The sequence below is a fragment of the Metabacillus sp. GQ13 genome, assembly GCF_059758525.1.
Genome location: NZ_JCAXET010000001.1, coordinates 97,650 through 119,927, shown reverse-complemented (window position 1 = coordinate 119,927; position 22,278 = coordinate 97,650). Strand labels below are relative to the sequence as shown.

Below are 22,278 nucleotides of genomic sequence, written 5' to 3'. Positions count from 1 at the left end.
AGTGGCACCAAATTTATAAGTTCACTTTAACTTTGGTGCCATCTTGTAATGTAACATCGACTAATTCAAAACCCTTATAGTGCTTGATTTCTCTTACCAGCTGTTTCAATTGTTTCTTACCTAGTACTGGATCAATTGTTAGTATAGGAAGAGGCTTTTCAGCATATTTATTTGTTACTTTGTATAATTGACGCCAAAGCAATTTTGAAGATAAAATCGAACAACCAACCTGAAGGAATGAATAGGGTACAGGTATTGTATATTTACGATGATTTTCAACTTGAATAAATACCTTTATCATAGCAGCATCTATTCAATTATGACGGATACAGTATCACCGTTTGCCGATTTAATATCAACAATTTGTCCATCTAACTCATTTTCGATCGCTTCAATAATTAAATCGATATTAATGTCTTTTACATACATTTTTGATTCCGGAATACTTGACGCAATATTATGACCCGCTTTTAAAACGGCTTTTACAAGATTTATAGGTAAGTTAACATTAACATTATCATTTTCTTTAGAAATGACGCGGATTTTTAATGTCTTATCTACATACTTTTTGGTTTGGCTTAATGAAGGACCTTCTTGTTTGTCTTTAAGCATCTCAATAATCTCGGATCCTTTTTCAGCATCAATTTTACCTTCTTGCACCATTGTAAGTACTTTAGAAATTTCACTTTTCATTTCCAATTCCTCCTACTCATTTTTTAACAATTTTATTGCCTCTTCAGGGGTAATTTCTCCTGACTCCAACATCGAAACAATCTTTTTCTCATCGACTTCAATTTTTTTATTTGTTTCATAGCCCAGAGATGTAATAATGTCGTTTAATTTCCCACGAACAGTAGGATATGAAATGCCAAGCTCTTTTTCAACTTCTTTAATGTTTCCACGACAGATAAGAAATGTTTCAACAAAATGAAGTTGATCTTGTGTAAAAGAAGCAAGTTTTGAAAGTTCAAACTCATTTTCAATTGTTGTCTGACAATGGTTGCATTGTAACTTGGTGATTTTCATTGTTTTGCTACAAACAGGACAATGTGTGATAACTGGATAAGACATAACCAAATCCTTTCTTTCATTTGATTTGATTATATGTCTATAATTTAAAAAAGTAAACAATAAGTTTTGATAAATTAATAAATAAATTAATAATATTAATTTTATGTGCTTAATTTATTGATTTTGATATAATGAGGATTAACTAAGGCGAAGGGTGTGCTGGATTTCAGGATGGAGTGAATGATACTGCACATTTATTTAACGAACCCACTACTCAAATGGAAAACTTGAAAGAACGTATACTTGTACCTACATTTTATTTTTCTGGTTCTGTTATGAGCTCTGACTAAAATTCGAAGCATAAATCTTTGCAGGTGGAGGTGCCAACCGAGTTTTTATAAAAATTGTAGGTTAGGAATTACATAGTAAATTTAAAAGAGATACTAAACAAAAATAAAAACCTCCAGATAAGAGGCCATAGGTGTTGATGATGAAGTTTCAAACTATATAAATAGAGAAGGAATTATACAAGGAATTATACAACTTAGTATAGAATGTAAGTTGAAAAAGGGAAAAGATAGGTGATTGACATTTGAACAATTTATTTACAATAGACTGCGGTGAAATATTACTAAGAGAATTTAGAATTTAAGATGTTGATGCTATTTATGAACTTACTATACAACCCGAAGTTTATAAATTTTTGCCAGATTGGCAATCAACAAGAGAGCAAATATTAGAATGGGTTATAAATTATGAAATACCATCAAATAAAGAGTTTTTATCAGTAGTGCCTACTATAGGTGGTCCATATTATTTGAATTTAGGTGTTATATTAAAGGAAACTGGCAAGTTTATTGGTTTCTGTAATACTGGTATTAAAGAAGAGCTTCCAGAACCAAACCGTAAATTAGCATATGCCATTTCAAAGCAATATAGAAAGTGTGGATACACGACAATAGCTATAAAGGGGTTAATAAAGTACTTGTTTGATCATACTGATGTTGCACTACTTAATACGGTTGTTCTTCCACACAATGTAAGCTCTAACAAAGTTATTCAAAAATGTGGTTTCCGCCATAAAGGAAACATAGAAATTGAAGAGAAAAAGCATTATCATTATATTCTGACAAAGAAGATTGGTAATCTAGCCGTCTATTTTATTAGGGAGATATTGCGGTTTTTTACAAGAACTGCGGACAGAAATGTAAAATATAGTCAAATAGGAGAGGGGCAATGGATAAATGGAAAACGTTAAGTTCAAAGTATTTACATAGTGGTCCGTTTGGCAATGTTAGAAAAGATAAATGTCTACATTCAAACGGCATGGTGATAGATGATTATATTGTAAATGAATATTCAAGTTGGGTTAATGCCGTTGTTATAACAAAGAAAAATCAGCTTGTCTTGGTTGAACAATATCGTTATGCAGGCGAGGATTTTTTCATAGAAGTACCTGCTGGCATAAAAGAAGATGAAGAAACACATGAAGAAGGAATAATTAGAGAGGTATAGGAGGAGACTGGATATACTTCTTTAAGTAAACCTATTCTGTTAGGTGAATTTATGGTGAATCTAGCAACGCAAAACAATAAAGTGAAGACTTATCTAATTTTAGAAGCAATTAAAGCATATGGACAAGATTTAGATGATGCAGAAGAGCTAAAAGTTAGATTATTTGATTTCGATCATTTTGGAAATTTAATCACAAATAATAAAATTAAAACACAGCTATTCACAGCAACTGCTTATTTTATAGCAAAAAATTTTATATTTTTGAACAACAAGTTGAAAATAAAAAGACATTATTGACCTAAAGTCGATATTTTACAATAGGAACAGTCGTATTTATTAAAAACTCAGAAAACTACACAAAAGATTTTTACTAACTTGTACAATTAAATACTACTTTCTATGAAATGTCACAAAATGTCTAATTACATTTTTATAGTTCTACAAATAGGTACGTTTACAATGGATGGAATTGCATTTAAAGTTTTATATGATTTTGGAAGTCATACAGTAATAGAAGACTTGTTCCCGGCTGATTAGGAAAAGTATAAAATTAACTAGACTTTAACCTATCAAATAGAAGTGTTTTCAATTTCAACGAAATAAAAACTAAAAGGAATAGTGAAATTTTTATAGAAAGGTATAAAGGTAGATAGAGGGAATTTTCAATTTAGATGAGAAGGGCTGAGATTAGATGAGTAGAGAAGAGAGTAAATATGATTTGATTGGAAAAAGTTATAACCAAACAAGAAGAGCAGATAAGCGAATAGTAAGTACTTTATTTGAACATTTGGACCTTGATGCATCTGCAGTTGTTATCGATGTCGGAGCAGGAACAGGGAATTATAGTTTTGAACTTGCTGAGAAAGGTTTCAATGTTTTTTCAGTAGAACCTTCAAAAGTAATGAGAGAACAAACAAATACACATCCAAATATAAATTGGATAAATGGAGTTGCAGAAAATATTCCTCTTGATAATGGGATTGCAGATGCTGTGATATGTATTCTTGCAACTCATCACTTTCAGGACTTAGAAAAAGCCTTTTACGAGATGAAACGAATCTTAAAACCAAATGGAAAATTAATTATTTTTGTTGCAGATCCTCGATTTTGTGGTAACGATTGTTGGTTAGCTGATTACTTCTCACCAATATTTGAAAAGGCATATAAAGTGTATAAGCCACTTAACAAGGTATCTGATACTTTGAGCAAAGTTTTTAATAACAAAGTTCAGATCGTCCCATTTCCTGTCCCACATGATATTGAAGACAAGTTTTTTGTTTCAGCATGGAGAAAACCAGATTTATATTTACAAGCTACTTTTCGGGCGGGAGTTTCGCCATTGGCAAATGAACCACCTGAATTTCTAAATCCTATCTTAGAAAAATTGAAATTTGATTTGGAAAACGGAGATTGGAAAAAGAAATATGGTCATTATTTAGAGGAAGATTCCTATGAGGGTGGTTACCGTTTTTTGGTTACTGCAAAATAAAAGGAATATCATGCATCACACTGATTAATTATATTTATTGTAATAAGGTCATTTATATATTATTTACCTCCATAGAGTAGATGACTACGAAGTAAAAAGTATTTCTATCATCGCGAACATCAAGACAGAGCACTTAGATCTTCTGGTGCTTTTTATTTTGTGTTTAGTTTGCAGTTTTAATCCCAACCCGTTACTTAAAAGGGAGAAATAATTTTTGCAGAGCATTAAATACAAGCATCCTACTATACATTAAGAAACTTTGACTCTTACACCGAATACCCTATAGGCATGAGTATAAATCTATAATGATCGTTAGGAGGATTGTTTACAATACAAACATTTTACACTGTGCGTTCTGGGGATACACTTTATCAGATTGCGAGACGATGGGAGCTTACGACCGAGTCTCTTATTGCCGCTAATAATCTTGTTCCACCTTATACGATTTATGTTGGTCAACAGTTATCTGTTCCTCCTGGAGTTGATGTCTTTCGTGTAAGATCAGGAGATACTGTTTTTAAAATTGCTCAGTCTTTTGGGATTTCTCCATCTGTTATCATCGAAGCTAATCAGCTTCAATATCCATACATTATCCAAACGGGTCAGTTGTTGAAAATCCCGCCTGGCGTTCCTTACTATGTTGTTTATCCTGGTGATACACTGTACGAGATTGCAAGACGTTTTAACGTCATAACGGGAGAACATATAAATTACGAACTGATTATGGAGGTGAACCAACTTACTTCTACGGATATTTTACCAGGGATAAACCTAATCATTCCTTACGCACCCCCAGGGGATAGTAGTTTACTTGCTTATATTTCCAATCGTGGGGGAGATTATGATCTATGGATCTATCACTCTACTAATGGAGTGAACGAACAGGTAACAGCTGGTTTAGGTGCATCCTTTTCGACACCATTTTGGTCACCTGACAGCAGACGAATTGCATTTGTCGGAAAAAATGCAATTCTCTACGTTGTAAATCTGGTGGATCATACGATTTCTAGTATTGATCAATTTGCGGAAGGGTTAGGCATATATGTCGCGTGGTCACCTGACAGTCAAAAACTCGTTTATTCGAAACAGGATCGTATTATTTTGTATAATGTCATCACACATCAAGTCCAAAGAATAAACCAATCTGGGGCAAGAGAGGTCCAATGGTTTCCCAGTGGGGAAGAACTACTTTTTCAAGCGCTAGATGGATTAGGAATCAGTCAGCTTTTCCGTATCAGAATCGACGGCTTAGCAAAACGGCAAATCACGGAAAACACGGGTGGATTGCATAATCATGTCCGACTTTCTCCTGATGGATCATTTGCGCTTTATACATCACCTGGTGCAAGTATTTCAATTATTTATACGGTCGAAATTTCAACGGGAACCGTATATGAAGTGAAGGGCGGACCACTTGCGAAAAACTATCACCCTGTATGGTCACCCAATTCAATGACAATTGCTTATAGTGCTACTGCTTTTGATGACAAAGGTTATTTTTCACAAGTTAGAACAACTGGTAGGAAAGGTGATAACGACCACATTTGGTCTATATCGAATTGCTATGACACGCCAGTTAGCTGGTCACCAGAGGGCGTGAGAATTGCCTATCTTTCAGGTTGTCAACTATATGGCACTTCAAGCGAAATATGGATGCTTGATATTCATCACCCTGTTCCGGTTGGTTTAGTAATAGACGAATCTATAACGGCATTGCAATGGTCACCAAAGCCCACATCTCCTTTGAGAAAGACCTACACCAACACTATCTATAACGTTCAATTTCACTATCCTTCACATTGGGAAAAAATCACGGAAGAAAGATATGAAGGTCCTGATGGCTTCTTCCAAATTTCAGCCATTGCATCAGAGGAAGCTATTAACCAAGTTTGTCACAATGAAGCATTTCACACCCTATTACCATACGGATCAAAGCCACGTATTGTTGAAACAGAAATTCAACATCAAGAAGCATGCTTCATATTCCCGTCTCAAGACCAACCGATCGAGATGCGAGGTCAATCTGCATTAATCGTCAAGTATCCAACACCGATCACGATAGAGGGAACGATGTACAATTATTTTATCTTGTGGGCGGATTTGGACCATATTGTTGAAATGAGTAAGAATTTTTGTTTTCTAGTCTGATTATCCATAAACTTTCATTTGATATAGATTAAATTAGCAATCTATTTTGCAACCATCTTTGCTTAAAGGGTGGTTGCAAAAAATAGGAATGGTACAATTAAACTTACTATATCGTGTTAAAATGGATAAAAGACTAGAAAAAACGTAAAGTAGTTATTAGGAGATTTACAAGTATCCAAACCTATAACGAACGAAGAAATAGAAAAAAGATGATCGAATATGCCATATAACTTAAATTTGGAAGTTGACAGGACCGCTTAAAACAACTGATAAATTCCCGTTTTTTACATACCACCAAAAAGTATATGAAAGTGGAGTATTATCTTATTATCAGGATATATGTAAAGTGTGTAATCAACAGAGCCATTTTATAATAGGGAACCATTATGGCGAGAGTGACATAGAAGTAATTTGTGTCCATAGCATTTCATCAGGAAAAGCGGTGCAGGAAAAACTAGAATTGTACTCAGAGATCTTTTTGTTCGTTATGAAATATAAAGAATACTGATAAAATAGAGGAACAACTATTTACTAACTGTAAAAGAGTTAGAATGAATGGAGCATCAAATGACCCATAACAGCGATCTTAAAATCATATGTGCTGATGATTGCAAAAACGCACCAAAAAAAATTCTTCTTAAGGAATTTCACATAGCTTTAGCTAAAAACGATATAGATTTAATCCCTGATAATTTGACTATTGATGTTTACTGGAACATTATTGGAGAGAAACTTATTCAAGGAAAAGAAGATTTCACCGCATACCTGTACCACATGCAGAAGCATAAGGTAATAGAAATACATATGAAGAACATCATCACCCACGGTCGAACTGGAGCGGTAAACGGTCTGTTACGATTAGAAAATAAGAAAAGCTTCGCATTTAGTAACATTTTCAATTTCAGCAATGCAAGTAAGCATTCAAAAATAAAAGAAATTACTTCATATGTTATTGAAATCTTTTAAATTCATTTCGATTTCAACAATATATAGGATGTAACACTGAACTAAATAAGAAGGGAAAAATCTTAAGTAAGGTAACCATTCAGGAGCAACAAACTTTATATAAACGCGTCTTTAAGGAGATAAACCAATGAAGTGTGAATGGAAAAAATATGAAAGAACCTTTACATACCAAAACAAAGATCGGAACTTTTGAAGGTGCCTAAACACTTATGGTAGAAGCGGGGTTATCTGGATTCATCGTTGGTGGTCATTGGTACTCTGTTATCTACGTAAAGCCACGGAACTAAATTAGATGAGGTGTTTTAGATGAAACAATGGACAAAAGAGATTGAAATAAATGCTCCAATTGAACATATTTGGACGTTTCTTGATGGTTCATTAGATAATATGCAAAAAATAATGCCTCAAGTCATTGAACAAAAGCCCGTGAAAATAACGGAAGAAGTGGTTGGTAGTGTATACCGCCAAAAATATAAAGAGGGTAAGCGAGTAGAGGAGTATGATGTAGAGACTTTAGACTACTTGAATACACCAGATAAAAAAAGGCTAAAAGTCGTTTTTACACTTGCAAAAATGTTTGAAATTACTGCTTTATATGAATTGGTAAAAATGAATGATAATCTTACTCATTTTACATATACCGTAACGAATCGGCCTTTAAAGGGGTTTTTGAAATTATTTTTAATATTTTCTACAGATAAAGTGGTAGTCGAGTTTGTCACTCGGGTAAAAAGTGTATCTGAAGGGAAATCTAGTTAAATCCTATGTCACTAGTTTAAATTCCTTTTACATTTAGACATGAAAATTAATTTTTGGAGCAAGAAATAAACAGATTTGTTTGTCATATGAATGCTGACCTATGCCTCAATAATGGGCTAGGTCATTTTATATTGATTATTATTTTTGATGTTGGGACTGAACGAAAAATTAGCTATATAATTGACATTAGAAGCGTATTTATATAAGAGTATCCATTTTTAGTTTGAATCGATTTACTGATAACAGTGTAAATAACTGGTCAGTCTTTATAGAGAGGGATAAAGTAAATCTATCAGTTTCACTAATATTGGATTCCATTTATAGATAAACCTCACGTAGTAAATGAATGGTAAAGGGAGTGGATTATATGGAAAAGGAATGGAAAAATACAGCCAAATCACTATCTCAAATCACAGTTACTTCAAATCCAGACAATAATCCAGTAAGTATTTATGGCAGTTCTGATGATTTAAAGTGTATAGGGGTGGGAACTGATGCTGCGGTTTTTCAATCAATTCATAGTCCAATTTATGCATTTAAATTGTACGCTGATGAGAAAAGGTCGAAAATCCAACTAGAAAAAAAGGTCTATCACGAGTTAGGAGCTTCACCATTTTTTCCAACTTGCTTTGAAGCTTATGAAAATTATTTAGTGTTAAGCTTTGAACCTGGTATAACGCTATATGACTGTCTCCTTCAAGGTATACATATTCCGGAACAGGTTATTCACGATGTCGAAGATGCAAGAAAATATGCCCGTCAAAAAGGGTTGAATCCCCGTGATATCCATTTGAAAAATGTTTTACTACAAAATGGGCGAGGGAAGGTTATCGATGTTTCAGAATACTTACAACCAGAAAATGACTTTCGTTGGGAGCATTTGAAGAAGGCGTATGAGGAGTATTATCATCTAATCGATGGCAAATCTCTTCCGTATTGGTTGGTAGAAACTGTTCGAAAATGGTACAACCAAAGGAACACGGAATCTTCTTCATTCGAAGAATTTGTCAGGAATGTCTTAAAGCTTAAAATGTTCTTGAAATAAATGGTTTTGCTATAGAAGCACTTAAATGAAAAATTCAAGATGACTACCTAACAATTCTTTATTTAATGGCTAAATGGCAATCAGGGATTTTAACTAAAATCCGGATTGCCATTCTGAACTAAAAGATTAAAAAAGGAACTGATCTGGATCTGGACCGAACCGATGATCTAGGTTCATTTGATCGATTCTATTCATATCTTCTTGTGTTAACGAAAAATCGAAAATATTTGCGTTTTCAATAATACGTTCTTGATGAACAGATTTAGGGATCGTGACGATCTCATGCTGAATGTCCCAACGAAGAACGATTTGAGCAGGGGTTTTCCCATGTTTCTTAGCAAGCTCAGTAATGACTGGTAGATTCAAATTACCCTTCATAATTGGAGTCCATGCCTCAAGTTGGATTCCTTCATTTTTACAATATTGAAGAAGCTTTTGCTGGTTAAGCAGAGGATGAAACTCCACTTGATTGACTGCAGGAATTGTATCGCTGTCTTGTTTAAGGGTTTCCAAATGATGAATCTTGAAATTACTTACGCCAATTGCGCGTATGTATCCGTCTTTATGTAATTTCTCAAATGCTTTCCACGTTTCCTGAAATTTATCTTTTCCAGGCCAGTGAATAAGATAGAGGTCAATGTATTCCAGGTCCAATTTGCGACGGCTCTCTTCAAAAGCGCGAAGGGTGGACTCGTAGCCTTGATCAGGATTAGCCAACTTTGTTGTAATAAACAGCTCTTCCCGAGGGATTTCGCTTTGTTTAACAGCAGTTCCGACACCAGCCTCGTTTTGATAACCAGCAGCGGTATCAATTGAGCGATAACCAGCCGCTAAAGCATGGCCGACTGAATCGATAACTTGCTCGCCATCTTCCACTTGAAAAACACCAAGGCCTAATCGTGGCATACGCACACCATTGTTTAATACCGTAAAGTCAGTAATCTGTTGAATACTCAAAGTACATTCCTCCTATCAAAGTTATCAACTATATTCTAAACGTGAACAGCAAGAAATGTAAGGAGTGAAATAATTTTCACTAGGTACATTCTCGTTTACCAACGTAACTTAAGGAACGCTAGTAGTTGCCTTTTGTCCCTTATTAACCAATCATTCACCAATATGCAATAGGTCTCAAATTTATTCTACTTGACTACCATTCTATCAATTGATTTTCCCTTTTAAAAAAGCACCCTCTAGTCGATAAAGACTCTAGGGTGCATTGGTAAATCGTTTTAAATGAGTTTTTGCTTAAGGTAGAACATTACCTGCTGCACGATAAATACCATACCAATCTTCGCGCGAAAGCTGAATCTCGCTTGCCTTACAACAATCCTTTAATCGACCAATATTCATGGTTCCGATAACGGGTTGCATATGTGCTGGATGGCGTAATAGCCACGCGATGGCAATCGTTGTATTACTAACCTCATACTTTGCTGCAACTTCATCAATCTTTTCATTCAATTCTGGGAACTTTTCGTTTCCAAGGAATACACCTTCAAAGAATCCGTATTGGAAAGGGGACCACGGCTGAATCGTAATATCGTTCAGGCGGCAATAATCAAGAATGCTACCGTCTCTGTTTACTGCAGGTTCATTTTCCATATTGACGTTAAATCCACTAGAGATCATGTTTGCATTGGTAATACTTAATTGAAGTTGGTTTGCAACAATTGTCTGCTTGACTGACTTCTTCAGTAATTGGATCTGCATCGGATTTTGATTAGAAACACCGAAATGACGTACTTTTCCTGAACGTTCTAAAATATCGAAAGCTTCTGCAACCTCGTCTGGCTCTACCAATGTATCAGGACGGTGTAAAAGTAGAATATCCAAATAATCAGTGTTCAGACGCTTCAAGCTCCCGTCCACTGATTCTAAAATATGTTCCTTGGAGAAGTCAAACATACCTTTTCGAATGCCACATTTAGATTGCAGGATGATCTTTTCACGAATATCATCGTTCATACCAATGGCATCAGCAAATATTTCTTCACAAGTTCCACTACCATAAATATCAGCATGGTCGAAAAAATTCGCCCCTAAGTCCAACGCGGTTTGCACAAATTGCTCTGCCTCGGTTTTTTCTAATGAATTAATTCGCATACAACCGACTGAAACGACCGGTACTTCTAATGTGCTTTGTCCAAGTTTCATAGTCCTCATGATTGATATCCTCCTAATTTCTAATTGATTTTATGTTGAAATAAATTCATTGCATGCATAGATAATGCGGTTCAACCACATCTTCCATGCAGGTTACCCAAATCTATGTAAACGGTCACACAATTATTCTGAGTAACCGATTTGATTGTTACATACTAGTACAGTAGTTTTCAAGTTTTAGTTAATTTTTTTATATTTAACTTAGAAGACCTGTTAGTTGGAAGTTGCTTGTTTTTTCTAACAAGTTATAAGTAGAGGGTACCACATTCATAAATAGTAACTATATTAATTATAGTAACTACAGTTTACGTAATTAATGCAATAATATTTCAGTCATTGATATAATTCAAAACCAAACATATACTTTTTAAGAATGAATTAATTAACACGCGTTTAAAATAGCAACAATTATGGAAGAAAAGAAATTGAAAGCCTCTTCATTGGTGGAATAGTATGTCATTCAAGTATAAGTGGAGAGACAAATGCTTGAATAACTAGTATTTAGATATAAACAGCGGGTTTATTGTAAGGGATTACAGAAAAGGTTTTTTATCCTATTTTAAGGGATTTCTTTCGCGGAAAATAGGATAGCAAATCTACTAACTACCAAGATTTTATCAAGTTTAAAAGTAGTAATTTTAAATACTAGGAGGCCGGTAAGATGAAATACAGAAGACTAGGAAGAAGTGGGTTAAAGGTTAGTGAAATTAGTTTAGGTAGTTGGTTAACCTATGGGAAGTCGGTGGAAGATAATACGGCTGCAAAAATAATACATAAAGCTTATGAATTAGGTATAAACTTTTTTGATTCTGCAAATGTTTACGAGCAAGGTGAAGGAGAACGTGTTATGTCTCAAGCATTGAAAGAGTATCCACGAAAGTCTTACGTTATTACAACAAAAGCATTTTGGCCAATGGGAGAAGGTCCAAATGATCGTGGGCTATCTAGAAAGCATGTAACAGAACAGGTAAACGCAAGCCTGAAGAGAATGGATTTAGACTATGTTGATATTTTTTACTGCCACCGCTATGATCCAGAAACACCTGTTGAAGAAACATTAAGAACAATCGATGATTTACTTCGACAAGGAAAGATCCTATATGCTGGTGTAAGTGAGTGGAGCGCCGCACAAATTGAAGAAGCCATGCGTGTAGCCGATCAATATCTGTTAGATCGAATCGTGGTTAATCAACCAATCTATAACATGTTTAACCGTTATATTGAAAAAGAAGTCATCCCTGTGAGTGAAAAGTATGGTGTCGGTCAAGTTGTCTTTTCACCACTTGCACAAGGTGTATTAACGGGAAAATACAAGACGAATAAAATCCCCGAAGATAGTCGGGCGTCGAATGAATCAATCAATACTTTTATAAAAGGAATGCTAAATGAGGATGTCTTTAAGAAAGTGGAACAGTTAGAGAAAGTGGCGAATGAGTTGGATGTTAGTTTACCAGGACTTGCATTATCCTGGATCTTAAGACAGCCAAATGTTTCAAGCACATTGATTGGTGCAAGTAAACCGAGTCAGGTTGAAGAGAATGTAAAAGCTATTGAACTAGAACTATCAAATGAGGTTATTGAAAATATTGAAGGTATTTTGGAGTAGAAATACTCAATAAAGCATGAGCTATTGCTGACTTTGAAAACAGAAAAAGGTCCATTTATATATAAAATTATTTAAAAGAAAGTACTAGAGGTGATTAGAGTGAAGTATAGACGATTGGGTAAGACTGATTTAGATGTTTCTATAGTTGGTATAGGTACCTGGCAATTTAGTGGTGATTGGGGTAGAGATTTTAATCAAGCTGAGGTTGACGCAATACTATCAAGAGCAAAAGAACTTGGGATTAATTTGATAGATACGGCGGAATGTTATGGTCCTCATCATATGTCTGAGCGTTTCATAGGTGATTACCTTTCTCGAGACAGCCGTGAAGACTGGGTTGTAGCTTCTAAATTTGGACATAAATGGCATGATAATTGGGGCAATGCATGGAGTGTCGATGATGTGCGCATCCAATTAGAGGAATCTTTACAATCCTTAAAAACAGATTATATTGACCTCTATCAGTTTCATTCTGGATCAGATGAAGATTTTAATAACGATGACTTATGGACGATGTTAGACAAACAGGTTCAGGCTGGTAAGATAAGAAACTTAGGGATATCGATTGGTAGCAATGACAACATCCATCAAACATCTAAGGCAACTGCAGTTGGTGCTAAAGCGATTCAAGTTGTTTATAATCGAATCGACCAAATTCCTGAAGAGCAAGTATTCCCATCTTGTATAGAACAAGATCTAGGTGTATTAGCTCGAGTTCCTCTAGCTAGTGGATTCTTAAGTGGTAAGTATAAACCTGGAGCTGTTTTTAATGATAATGTAAGAAAAGGGCGTAAGAGAAAAGAAATTGATGAAAAGTTACGTTTAGTTGAGCAAATTCTGCAGAATGAAGTGCCAGAGGAAGTGAATATGGCAGAATGGGCTTTAGCATGGTGTCTACAGCACCCTGCCGTTACATGTGTCATTCCTGGCTGTAAGAGTATTGAGCAGGTTGAAGCAAATGCAAGAGCAGTTGAACTTGATTTAGTAAAAGAAAGTCATCCCAGTGCAGTAACTAGATAATTGTATCTGGTAGAAGTTGTTTTCGATTTTTTAAAAAAGGAGTTTTAATATGATAGACGTAAAAGGAAAATGGGCACTTATCACAGGAGCAAGTAGAGGCGTCGGTTATCAAGCAGCTATTTTTATGGCAAAACAAGGGTGTAACCTAATCTTGCATAGCAGAAGTTTAGAGCACACAAAAAGAGTAGAAGACGAGGTAAAATCACTTGGTGTTGAAACCTATACCGTCCAAGCAGAATTTGCAAATAACGATGAAGTTGTTAAGATGCTTGATGTAATCGAAGCCAAGAAAACGCAAGTAGATATTATTTTCAACAATGCAGCCGTACAAATTGCTTATAGAGAGGATTACTGGAATACACCAGTCGAAGATTTTGAAATGAGTTTTCGAATTAACTTCATTTCGATCGTTACAATCTGTAATCGATTGATTCCAAAGATGATTGAAAGAGGCTTCGGACGCGTCATCAATACGACAAGTGGTATTAAAGATGAACCAGAACAAGCAGGTTATGCAGCAAGTAAAGCTGCTCTTGATAAATTCACAAAGGATTTGGCATCTAGACTAGAAGGAACGAATGTGATGATTAATATCACTGATCCGAACTGGTGTAGAACAGATCTAGGTGGAACACTAGCACCTAATTCTGTGGAAAGTGCAGTACCTGGAGTAGCAGTTGGTGCATTTGTAGATGATCAAAAGAGTGGGCGTTTTTTCCACGCTTCAAATTTCTATGGCTTGTCATTAGAAGAAGCTGTTGCAAAAGCAGAAGCGATCGAAGCAAATCCGTATATTATCTAACTCGGTAATTAGGTCATGTAGATTAAATTATCGATCATTTAATAGAGTTGCCGAGGCAACTCTATTTTTATGAATGAAACGAATATTGAATGATACACCGAAAGAGTTAGTAAATTGATTATCAAAATTAAATTTACATTGTTTTCAAAAAACGATTATGATATATTATCACCTATACTTATTAAAGAAGTTTAATAAGTATAGGTGATAAAATAGGTGGTGAATAGTGTGAGTGACCTAATTGCAACGCCAAAATCTATGAGGAAGCTAATCCTTCATGGGATACGAACAACTCTTTTAGAACTCGGAAGTGCAACAAAAGTTGAACTAAGTCGTAAATTGGAAATTAGCTTTCCAACAATAAGTAAATTCCTAACGCTAATGGAAAAGGATGGAGAGCTAATTTCTGTCGGTCTCGATGATTCAAGTGGTGGTAGAAAAGCAAAACGATATGCATACAATCCAGACTATATGTTAGGTTTGGCAATATTTTTAGAGAGAACAGAAACAAATTATACAATTTTTAATTGTTTAGGAGACGTTAAGGAACAAGGGAAAACATCAAGTGTATTAATAGATGATGATCTAAGTTTAGTAACACAATGTATTGAAGACTTAATGGCTCAATATCCGAAGATTGGTTCGATGTCAATTGGCGTGCCGGGTTCCGTTGATAATGGAAGAGTTTTTTATATTCCAGGCTACGAGCATTTTCAAAATTATGATTTAAAAGCTGACTTTGAGGAGCGGTTTTCGATACCTGTGGTCGTAGAGAATGATATGAATGCTGCAGTTCTTGGATATCAAAATAATCGGAGAATGAAAGACAACCGATCTCTTATCTATTTGTATTCTGGGCAAAATGGTCCAGGTGCCGGAATTTTGATAAATGGAGACGTTGTTCGAGGAAGTACTTTTTTCTCTGGAGAAATTTCATTCGTCCCTCAGTATGATAATCGAAATTTCTTGCAAGCTTTGGAAAATGGCAACGAGTCATATAAGATTGATGCCATTAGTAGGTTAATCGCTTCTTTTGTAGCGATCATGAACCCTCATACGATTATTTTTTGCGATGATGAAGTGAACAAATTAATACTAGAACAAATTTCAATAGAAAGCTCAAAATATATTCCAGTAGAGCATCTCCCAAAGCTTACAATTAGTGATTGGAAACAAGACTATCTATATGGATTACAAAGTCTTGGACTTGATCTCATGATTAAAGGAACGAACAGGTAAACGTAGGAGAAATACAATCATTTATAAAGGCGGGTTACATATGGCTACATTCTTTTTAATAATCATTTATTTGGCTTTTATCAGCTTAGGTTTACCTGATTCATTGTTGGGAGTCGCATGGCCTGTGATGCAATCGGAATATGGCGAACCTCTTGAGACTGCTGGCTTGCTTTTTATGACGATAGCAGGTGGTACAATAATTTCCAGTTTAGTAAGCGGAAAAGTACTTAAACGTTTTGGTACTGGAAATGTCACATTTGTCAGTTGCTTAATGACTGCTGGGTCTCTGTTAGGTTTTACATTTGCGCCATCACTCATATGGTTAATTCTATGTGCCATACCACTTGGATTAGGTGCAGGATCTGTTGATGCAGGATTAAACAATTATGTTGCCACACATTACAAAGCACACCATATGAGTTGGCTCCATTGTTTCTGGGGAGTTGGGGCAACTCTTGGTCCCATCATTATGGCTCAGTTTATTACAGGAGATCATTCTTGGCGAAACGGCTATTTTGCTATAGCTGGAATTCAGTTCGCATTAGTCGTCATCCTTTTCTTTACTCTGCCATTATGGAAAAGAGTAGCTAGCAACAGCAACGTCACTTTAAGTGAAGAGCCAGTAGATTCTAGAAGGGACGATTCTAAAAATATTAAACCTTTACAGATTAGCGGAGTGAAACTATCACTAACCTCTTTCTTGTTTTATTGTGGTGTTGAAGCAACAATGGGGTTATGGGGAAGTAGCTTTCTGGTAAATGTTAAGGAACTACCTGTAGGAATTGCTGCTCAATGGGTATCCTTCTATTACGGAGGAATAACAATTGGTAGATTTATTACCGGCTTTATTACGTTAAAAGTCAGAAGCCATACTCTCATTCGGGTAGGGCAGATAACTGCATTAACTGGTGCAGCCCTTCTATTCTTACCATTGGCGTCTAGTTTCTCCCTTCTAGGTTTTATTATGATTGGATTAGGATTAGCACCAATATTTCCGTGCATGTTACATGAAACACCAGCAAGATTTGGTAAGACGCATTCCCAGACAATTATGGGCTATCAAATGGCTGTTGCCTATACAGGGAGTACATTCATGCCTCCTCTTCTTGGTTTCATTGCATCCTATTCGACGATCGGAATCTTACCCTTTTTTATTGTCATTTTTGTTGTAGCGATGCTCTTGGGTTCAGAAAAATTAAACCTCTTGATTACAAAGAGGGATTTAGTAAGTGGAATAAATTCAAACTCTTCAGCAATATAATTTATGAGTTTTGATAATATTCTGTCTTACATAAATAATTCAAACCTGTAAGATATTAGCTAGAGTGATAAAAGAGATAGACCTAGAGGATAAAAGGTAACGCTAGTTAATAAAATGAATAATCATATTTTCTAAAGTAGAGAAATTTTGTAAGTATTCAATATCTACATTTGATTTACAAAGAGTCGACGTTTTTATTTGCATAAGGACGCCGACTCTAGTTCTGAGAACAAGTAGAGAAATTAATAATGGATTGCCGAAGGTTCAATTTATAAAGTTAATGTATAGTACTATCACGTTTCCATATATCAGATATTATGACTTCGCTGAAGGTTTGATAAAGAAAAAAACGCTTGGATTAAATGTATCCCAAGCGCTACTTATTTTAAGCTGCTCTACTTTTTTTCTTTCCACATCTAATACAGAAATCAGAATAATAACTATACTTGTGTCTTTTGCTAAAAAAACAAATGATTGATTTAATTTTCAACCAAATCTACCCCCTAATTTCCTTCAGGTGGTGCAAACATCACAGTGTATAAATCAATGATCTATCACTTTGCGCCCATATAATAAATTGGCTTATACAGATCTATTACATTTATCTCATTTGTTAATAATGTATTATAGAGTAATAATACTACAAAAAATTCCCAATCAAAAGTTAACTATTTGTAAATTTATATGATTCTGATAACGATTTAATTCAGTTAGATTAAAATTTCCTTTTTATTATGTATTAGAAGGAATGAGTATCGATTAAATAGAACTAATTATAAACATAAAGATAGTGACTCTGGGGAGGAACGACCATGAATATGAATTATTATCAAACGTTTATTACTGTTTCGACAGACTGTCCCGTAACAGAAGGAATGGTACCTCCAGTTCGAAAAGGAGGACCGACTAAACCACGAATAGAATATGAACTCCTCACTAGTAATCCTTATACTTACACACAAGAGGACCTACTATTTGAGGTACATGTAAGACATAAATTGATACCCGAAGAGGAAAGAGGGACTCAAGGCCAACAAATCAGGACCGAGTTTTTCAAAAAATCCCATCCTTGCTTACGGGCGTCCATGCTTGCTAAAAAGTATGGTTGGGGATTTCATTTTAATGAAAATGGCAAAGTTGCTATATACGGCAAAGAATCTACCGAGTATCAAGAATTCCTTAATAATGGTGGTGAAAAATTAAAGGTAGTTGCTGCAATGAGAAATAGCCGTTCAGGTACATAAAAGCTATTGAGACTTGGTTACTAGGAAAAGAGGGAGTGGAATGACAATTTATATAGCCCTACTACGTGGTATTAATGTAGGAGGGAAAAACAGGATTAAAATGGCCGACTTGAGGCAGGCAATGGAAACGATCGGTCTTAACAACGTACAAACATATATTCAAAGTGGGAATATTCTGTTCGAATCAGAGGAAGGGACAGAAGCATTGCAAAAGCAAATAGAGAGTGAAATTGAGAAGGTATTCGGATTTTCAGTAAACGTTGTCATGCGAACCGCAACAGAGTTGGAATGGATAATCGAATCTATACCCTTTTCTGAAAAAGAAATATTAGAAGCAGAAACATCGTCAGTAGGCGAGAGTCTCTAAGTTTCTTTGCTACAAGATGTACCTTTACAAGAAAAGATCAATCAACTGAGTTCCTTCGGCAATGAAAATGAGAAATATCGGGTTGAAGGCCGAGAGATCTATCTCCTCTTTCGACAGAGCATTCGCAATTCCAAATTGGCGAATAATCTACAAAATTTGGATGTTCCAGCCACAGTACGTAACTGGAAAACATTAAACAAAGTTAACGCATTGGCAAAAGCAATGAAAAATTGAAACAAAGTTTATCGACGATGTTTGAACAGGATCATCAGCTTATCCAAGACGGAGGCAATCAAAATCCCAGCAGTATATCGAATTAGATCGACAAAAAGAAAACCTTTCCCTAGAATTAAAGCACCCAGCCTTGTACCACGAATCTGATTGATCCAGTCTACCTGATACAACTGACTGAATTCAATAACAGAGCAGGTTAATAAACTAAGCAAGATTGCTATAGGCAGACCCTTTTTCACTAGTAAGAAACGGAATCCGTAATAGACCATCATTGCCCACAGCACATCTCCGGCATTCTGGGCTATAAAAAATAGTAGATGCTGGCTGTATTTTCTGGAGGCTAAACCTAAGAAAATTGAGATAACAACGGCTATCATATAAGCAAACCTCATATTACGGTAGGGTGAGTTTATTGAGTCATTTTTTAATATCATTTAGATCACTCTTTTAAATTGTATTGGTGTTCTTACTATGTCTAAATTTTTTAGATAATAGAAGCAAGAATTAAGAAATAAGCATATTAGCTAGGACACCCATAATACCACTAATAGTCATATCGCAGTAAGCAATTTGGTGTTACAAATGGTCGTTTGCACCTGAACCATAATATGATAGAGTTGGAGTAATGTGTATTCCATATATTAGGTGGCGGGAAATATGGGTTTAACCTTTTTAGGTTTTTTAAGTATTGTCTGTGCTTTGCAAGTAATCTTTAATAAGGGTAAGTACAATTGGTTAGTAACCTCATTTGGATTTAAGAATAATCCCAAAATTTCTATCGCCTTTTATGCAATTCTTGGCTTCATATTAATAATTAGTGGTATTGTTGATCTCCCATATATAAACGCATTTATTTTACCTGCCTTTGTCTTATTTTTGTCTTTAGCAGTTATCTTCCTTATCTACTCTAAAAAGAAGTATCAAGCAAATGAATAATAGAATTGTTATATTTCATCATTCAAAGCGGTATTCTAAAGTTGATTCCGCTTTTTTTATCTTCATTTTTAATAAAAAGTATCAAATTGCCTCTTGACCTTTACGCAGCGTAAAGGTTTATGATGAAAATGTCAGGAGGGTTATTCATGGAATATACAGTAAACAAATTGGCGCAGATGTCAGGAGTCAGTGGACGCACACTCCGTTATTATGATCAAATTGGGCTGATAAAACCAGCAAGGATTAATTCATCCGGTTATCGAATCTACGGACAAAAGGAAGTAGATCTGCTTCAACAAGTTTTATTTTATCGCGAATTGGAAGTCAGTTTAGAAGAGATTATCGAAATTATCCATCAGCCATCCTTTAATCATATTGCTGCTTTGAAAAATCACTATCAGAAACTAAAGGAAAAACGTACCCGCCTTGACAAGATAATGGCGACAGTCGAAAAGACAATTGCCAGTAATGAAGGAGGAAAAACGATGTCAGACAAAGCAAAATTTGAAGGATTTAAAGATAAAATGATTGAAGAAAATGAACAGAAATATGGAACAGAGATCCGTGAAAAGTATGGTGATGAGACGGTAGATGCGAGCAATGCCAAACTAAGAGGGATGTCTCAAGAAAACTATCAGGCTATGATAACCTTGGAAATGGATATTTTCACCTTACTACAAAAGGCTTATGAAACGAAGGACCCCGAATCAACTGAGGCCCAGGAACTTGCTGCTAAGCACAAAGAGTGGCTAATGTATTCGTGGACTAGCTACTCCAAAGAAGCACATGCAGGACTTGCAGAAATGTATGTTGCAGATGAGCGCTTCACAACCTACTATGACAAAAGCGTTAAAGGTAGAACAGAATTTTTACGGGATGCAATCTTGTTTTATCTTGATAAGAAATAATTCATTAGATTCCATAGACGATTCGATAAAGCTTAACCGAAACCATCATTTCTCCCTAATGTATGGAATCCTAGGTAAATGACACATGCTTGTCTCTATTTTAGAGATGAGTGTGTGTTTTTTTAAAAACTTCATAATGGTTGCTTAGCAGCTATGTAGGTAAGTACAAAAATATGTGCATGTTACTTTTGGAAACATCTGCTCCCCATATTCTTAATACAAAGTATATGCTCAGACTTATTATCAAACAATATGGTATAGCCGAAAAAATTCTTAAACTTCAAAAAGTCAAGAAATGCAATAATAATAACTTATCTTTGTATTGACTAATAGATTCTAAACCTTAAAACACAATATCATAATAAAACTCTCTAAGCATTTAAGTTTGTTTCTTTTTATTTAATTGGTACTATAGTATGGAAACTTGATCAAGAAAGGACAAAATCAAATGTCAACTATACAAATACCCGTATCAGTCTTAAATCTCGCTCCTATCCGAAAAGGTCAAGAGGCTAAGGGTGCTATTGAATCGATGGTCGAATTAGCACAAGTTACTGAAAAATTAGGCTACAAAAGATATTGGATTGCTGAGCATCACAATACACCAACTTTAGTTAGTTCAGCTACTTCGATTTTAATTAAACATACTTTAGAACACACTGACCACATCCGTGTAGGTTCTGGTGGAATTATGCTGCCTAATCATTCACCTTTGGTTGTAGCCGAACAATTTGGAACGATGGCAACAATCTATCCGAATCGGTTGGACTTAGGTCTTGGCCGTGCACCAGGTACAGATATGATGACTGCAAGTGCATTAAGACGTTCTCAGAACGATTCGGTCTATACATTTCCTAACGATGTCAACTCGTTACTTAAACATTTTGGTCCTGAAGAAGTACAAGATTATGTAAAAGCTTACCCAGGAGTAGGCACGAATATACCGATTTATATCCTTGGTTCTTCAACGGATTCAGCTTATTTAGCAGCAAAATTAGGATTGCCATATGTATTTGCCTCTCACTTTGCACCAAAACATATGGAAGAAGCAATTTCCATCTATCGTGATCGTTTTCAGCCGTCTGAATACTTGGAATCACCGTATATGATGGTATGTCTGAATGTAATTGCAGCAGAAAGTGATGAAGAGGCCAAACTGGAATCAACAACGATGCAACAGTTTTTCTTGAACGTTGTACGTGGTACTCAATCACCTTTACAACCTCCTGTTGAAAACATGGATCAGATTTGGAGACAATCTGAAAAAGAAATGGCAACATCGATGTCAAGTGTAACGCTAATGGGTGGGAAAGATTCGATTCGTACACAATTAACAAGCTTTCAAGAGAAGTATAATGTCGATGAAATTATGGCTGTTTCTTATATGTATGATCCAGAAAAACAAAAACGTTCTTATGAAATTTTAAAAGAAGTGGTTGATGGAAAGTAACGAGGGAAGGGAAGATGCAAACCTTGTCGAGCGATAGGGTTTGCTTTTTTCATCAGAAGTTTCGCTACGACCTCTATATACTAACTGGTACTCAATTATGTTTAAATCTAAT

At 35.3% G+C, this 22,278-nt stretch carries 26 protein-coding genes; 20 read left to right on the top strand and 6 right to left on the bottom strand.

Annotated elements, in window-relative coordinates; all coding sequences use genetic code 11:
• Positions 1-13: 13 nt before the first annotated feature.
• The 3 genes from AC6CHR_RS00680 to AC6CHR_RS00670 are packed head-to-tail and all read right to left on the bottom strand — an operon-like array spanning position 14 to position 1,071.
• Positions 14-301, bottom strand: a complete 288-nt coding sequence (locus AC6CHR_RS00680; RefSeq protein WP_498246518.1) for a hypothetical protein — start codon at positions 299-301, stop codon at positions 14-16.
• 8 nt (positions 302-309) lie between these two features.
• Positions 310-693 carry an SHOCT-like domain-containing protein gene (locus AC6CHR_RS00675; RefSeq protein ID WP_498246517.1) on the bottom strand — a complete coding sequence of 128 codons (384 nt, stop codon included), beginning with the start codon at positions 691-693 and terminating at the stop codon, positions 310-312.
• 12 nt (positions 694-705) lie between these two features.
• Positions 706-1,071 (bottom strand): DUF2089 domain-containing protein, encoded by a 366-nt coding sequence (locus tag AC6CHR_RS00670; protein ID WP_498246516.1) that lies wholly within the window; start codon positions 1,069-1,071, stop codon positions 706-708.
• Between the two features lie 604 nt (positions 1,072-1,675).
• Here AC6CHR_RS00670 and AC6CHR_RS00665 point away from each other — a divergent pair.
• From AC6CHR_RS00665 to AC6CHR_RS00620, 10 genes are all read left to right on the top strand, one after another.
• Complete coding sequence (locus tag AC6CHR_RS00665; RefSeq protein ID WP_498246843.1) at positions 1,676-2,269, top strand: GNAT family N-acetyltransferase; 594 nt, start codon at positions 1,676-1,678, stop codon at positions 2,267-2,269.
• Complete coding sequence (locus AC6CHR_RS00660; RefSeq protein WP_498246515.1) at positions 2,248-2,526, top strand: NUDIX hydrolase; 279 nt, start codon at positions 2,248-2,250, stop codon at positions 2,524-2,526. The genes AC6CHR_RS00665 and AC6CHR_RS00660 overlap by 22 nt, the downstream gene beginning before the upstream one ends.
• A gap of 54 nt (positions 2,527-2,580) precedes the next feature.
• Positions 2,581-2,823, top strand: coding sequence for an NUDIX hydrolase (locus tag AC6CHR_RS00655; RefSeq protein ID WP_498246514.1), 243 nt, complete (start codon positions 2,581-2,583; stop codon positions 2,821-2,823).
• A 117-nt stretch (positions 2,824-2,940) separates the two neighbouring features.
• A complete protein-coding gene (locus AC6CHR_RS00650; RefSeq protein ID WP_498246513.1) occupies positions 2,941-3,063 on the top strand; it encodes a hypothetical protein in 123 nt (40 codons plus the stop codon).
• Positions 3,064-3,217: 154 nt separating this feature from the next.
• Complete coding sequence (locus AC6CHR_RS00645) at positions 3,218-4,015, top strand: class I SAM-dependent methyltransferase (RefSeq protein ID WP_498246512.1); 798 nt, start codon at positions 3,218-3,220, stop codon at positions 4,013-4,015.
• 321 nt (positions 4,016-4,336) lie between these two features.
• Entirely contained in the window at positions 4,337-6,163 is a 1,827-nt protein-coding gene (locus AC6CHR_RS00640; protein WP_498246511.1) for a LysM peptidoglycan-binding domain-containing protein, read from the top strand.
• A gap of 244 nt (positions 6,164-6,407) precedes the next feature.
• A complete protein-coding gene (locus AC6CHR_RS00635) occupies positions 6,408-6,671 on the top strand; it encodes a CbrC family protein (protein WP_498246510.1) in 264 nt (87 codons plus the stop codon).
• Positions 6,672-6,718: 47 nt separating this feature from the next.
• Entirely contained in the window at positions 6,719-7,129 is a 411-nt protein-coding gene (locus AC6CHR_RS00630) for a hypothetical protein (RefSeq protein ID WP_498246509.1), read from the top strand.
• 306 nt (positions 7,130-7,435) lie between these two features.
• The gene (locus AC6CHR_RS00625; protein WP_498246508.1) at positions 7,436-7,888 is read left to right on the top strand and encodes an SRPBCC family protein; all 453 of its coding nucleotides are present in this window, start codon (positions 7,436-7,438) and stop codon (positions 7,886-7,888) included.
• Positions 7,889-8,255: 367 nt separating this feature from the next.
• A complete protein-coding gene (locus AC6CHR_RS00620) occupies positions 8,256-8,933 on the top strand; it encodes a serine/threonine protein kinase (protein WP_498246507.1) in 678 nt (225 codons plus the stop codon).
• A gap of 126 nt (positions 8,934-9,059) precedes the next feature.
• Here the strand turns inward: AC6CHR_RS00620 and AC6CHR_RS00615 are convergent, their stop codons facing one another.
• Both AC6CHR_RS00615 and AC6CHR_RS00610 read right to left on the bottom strand, forming a co-directional pair.
• Positions 9,060-9,839, bottom strand: coding sequence for an aldo/keto reductase (locus tag AC6CHR_RS00615; RefSeq protein ID WP_498246842.1), 780 nt, complete (start codon positions 9,837-9,839; stop codon positions 9,060-9,062).
• A gap of 342 nt (positions 9,840-10,181) precedes the next feature.
• A complete protein-coding gene (locus AC6CHR_RS00610) occupies positions 10,182-11,099 on the bottom strand; it encodes an aldo/keto reductase (RefSeq protein WP_498246506.1) in 918 nt (305 codons plus the stop codon).
• 661 nt (positions 11,100-11,760) lie between these two features.
• Here AC6CHR_RS00610 and AC6CHR_RS00605 point away from each other — a divergent pair.
• The 7 genes from AC6CHR_RS00605 (at position 11,761) to AC6CHR_RS00575 (ending at position 18,638) form a co-directional block, all read left to right on the top strand.
• Positions 11,761-12,705 (top strand): aldo/keto reductase family protein, encoded by a 945-nt coding sequence (locus AC6CHR_RS00605; RefSeq protein WP_498246505.1) that lies wholly within the window; start codon positions 11,761-11,763, stop codon positions 12,703-12,705.
• Positions 12,706-12,804: 99 nt separating this feature from the next.
• A complete protein-coding gene (locus AC6CHR_RS00600; protein ID WP_498246504.1) occupies positions 12,805-13,725 on the top strand; it encodes an aldo/keto reductase in 921 nt (306 codons plus the stop codon).
• 49 nt (positions 13,726-13,774) lie between these two features.
• Positions 13,775-14,527 carry an SDR family NAD(P)-dependent oxidoreductase gene (locus tag AC6CHR_RS00595; protein ID WP_498246503.1) on the top strand — a complete coding sequence of 251 codons (753 nt, stop codon included), beginning with the start codon at positions 13,775-13,777 and terminating at the stop codon, positions 14,525-14,527.
• Between the two features lie 228 nt (positions 14,528-14,755).
• On the top strand, positions 14,756-15,766 hold the full coding sequence (locus tag AC6CHR_RS00590) for an ROK family transcriptional regulator (protein ID WP_498246502.1): 1,011 nt from the start codon (positions 14,756-14,758) through the stop codon (positions 15,764-15,766).
• Positions 15,767-15,806: 40 nt separating this feature from the next.
• A complete protein-coding gene (locus AC6CHR_RS00585) occupies positions 15,807-17,027 on the top strand; it encodes an MFS transporter (protein ID WP_498246501.1) in 1,221 nt (406 codons plus the stop codon).
• 812 nt (positions 17,028-17,839) lie between these two features.
• Positions 17,840-18,271 (top strand): DUF6157 family protein, encoded by a 432-nt coding sequence (locus AC6CHR_RS00580; protein WP_498246500.1) that lies wholly within the window; start codon positions 17,840-17,842, stop codon positions 18,269-18,271.
• 40 nt (positions 18,272-18,311) lie between these two features.
• Positions 18,312-18,638: a DUF1697 domain-containing protein gene (locus AC6CHR_RS00575; RefSeq protein ID WP_498246499.1), complete on the top strand. Its 327-nt coding sequence runs from the start codon at positions 18,312-18,314 to the stop codon at positions 18,636-18,638.
• Between the two features lie 242 nt (positions 18,639-18,880).
• Here AC6CHR_RS00575 and AC6CHR_RS00570 read toward each other — a convergent pair whose 3' ends face one another.
• Positions 18,881-19,249 carry a ribosomal maturation YjgA family protein gene (locus AC6CHR_RS00570; RefSeq protein ID WP_498246498.1) on the bottom strand — a complete coding sequence of 123 codons (369 nt, stop codon included), beginning with the start codon at positions 19,247-19,249 and terminating at the stop codon, positions 18,881-18,883.
• A 280-nt stretch (positions 19,250-19,529) separates the two neighbouring features.
• Here AC6CHR_RS00570 and AC6CHR_RS00565 point away from each other — a divergent pair, with 280 nt between their 5' ends.
• The 3 genes from AC6CHR_RS00565 to AC6CHR_RS00555 all read left to right on the top strand — a co-directional run bounded on the left by AC6CHR_RS00565 (position 19,530) and on the right by AC6CHR_RS00555 (position 22,166).
• Entirely contained in the window at positions 19,530-19,808 is a 279-nt protein-coding gene (locus AC6CHR_RS00565; RefSeq protein WP_498246497.1) for a hypothetical protein, read from the top strand.
• 146 nt (positions 19,809-19,954) lie between these two features.
• A complete protein-coding gene (locus AC6CHR_RS00560) occupies positions 19,955-20,716 on the top strand; it encodes a MerR family transcriptional regulator (RefSeq protein WP_498246496.1) in 762 nt (253 codons plus the stop codon).
• 448 nt (positions 20,717-21,164) lie between these two features.
• Entirely contained in the window at positions 21,165-22,166 is a 1,002-nt protein-coding gene (locus AC6CHR_RS00555; protein WP_498246495.1) for an LLM class flavin-dependent oxidoreductase, read from the top strand.
• Positions 22,167-22,278: the final 112 nt, after the last annotated feature.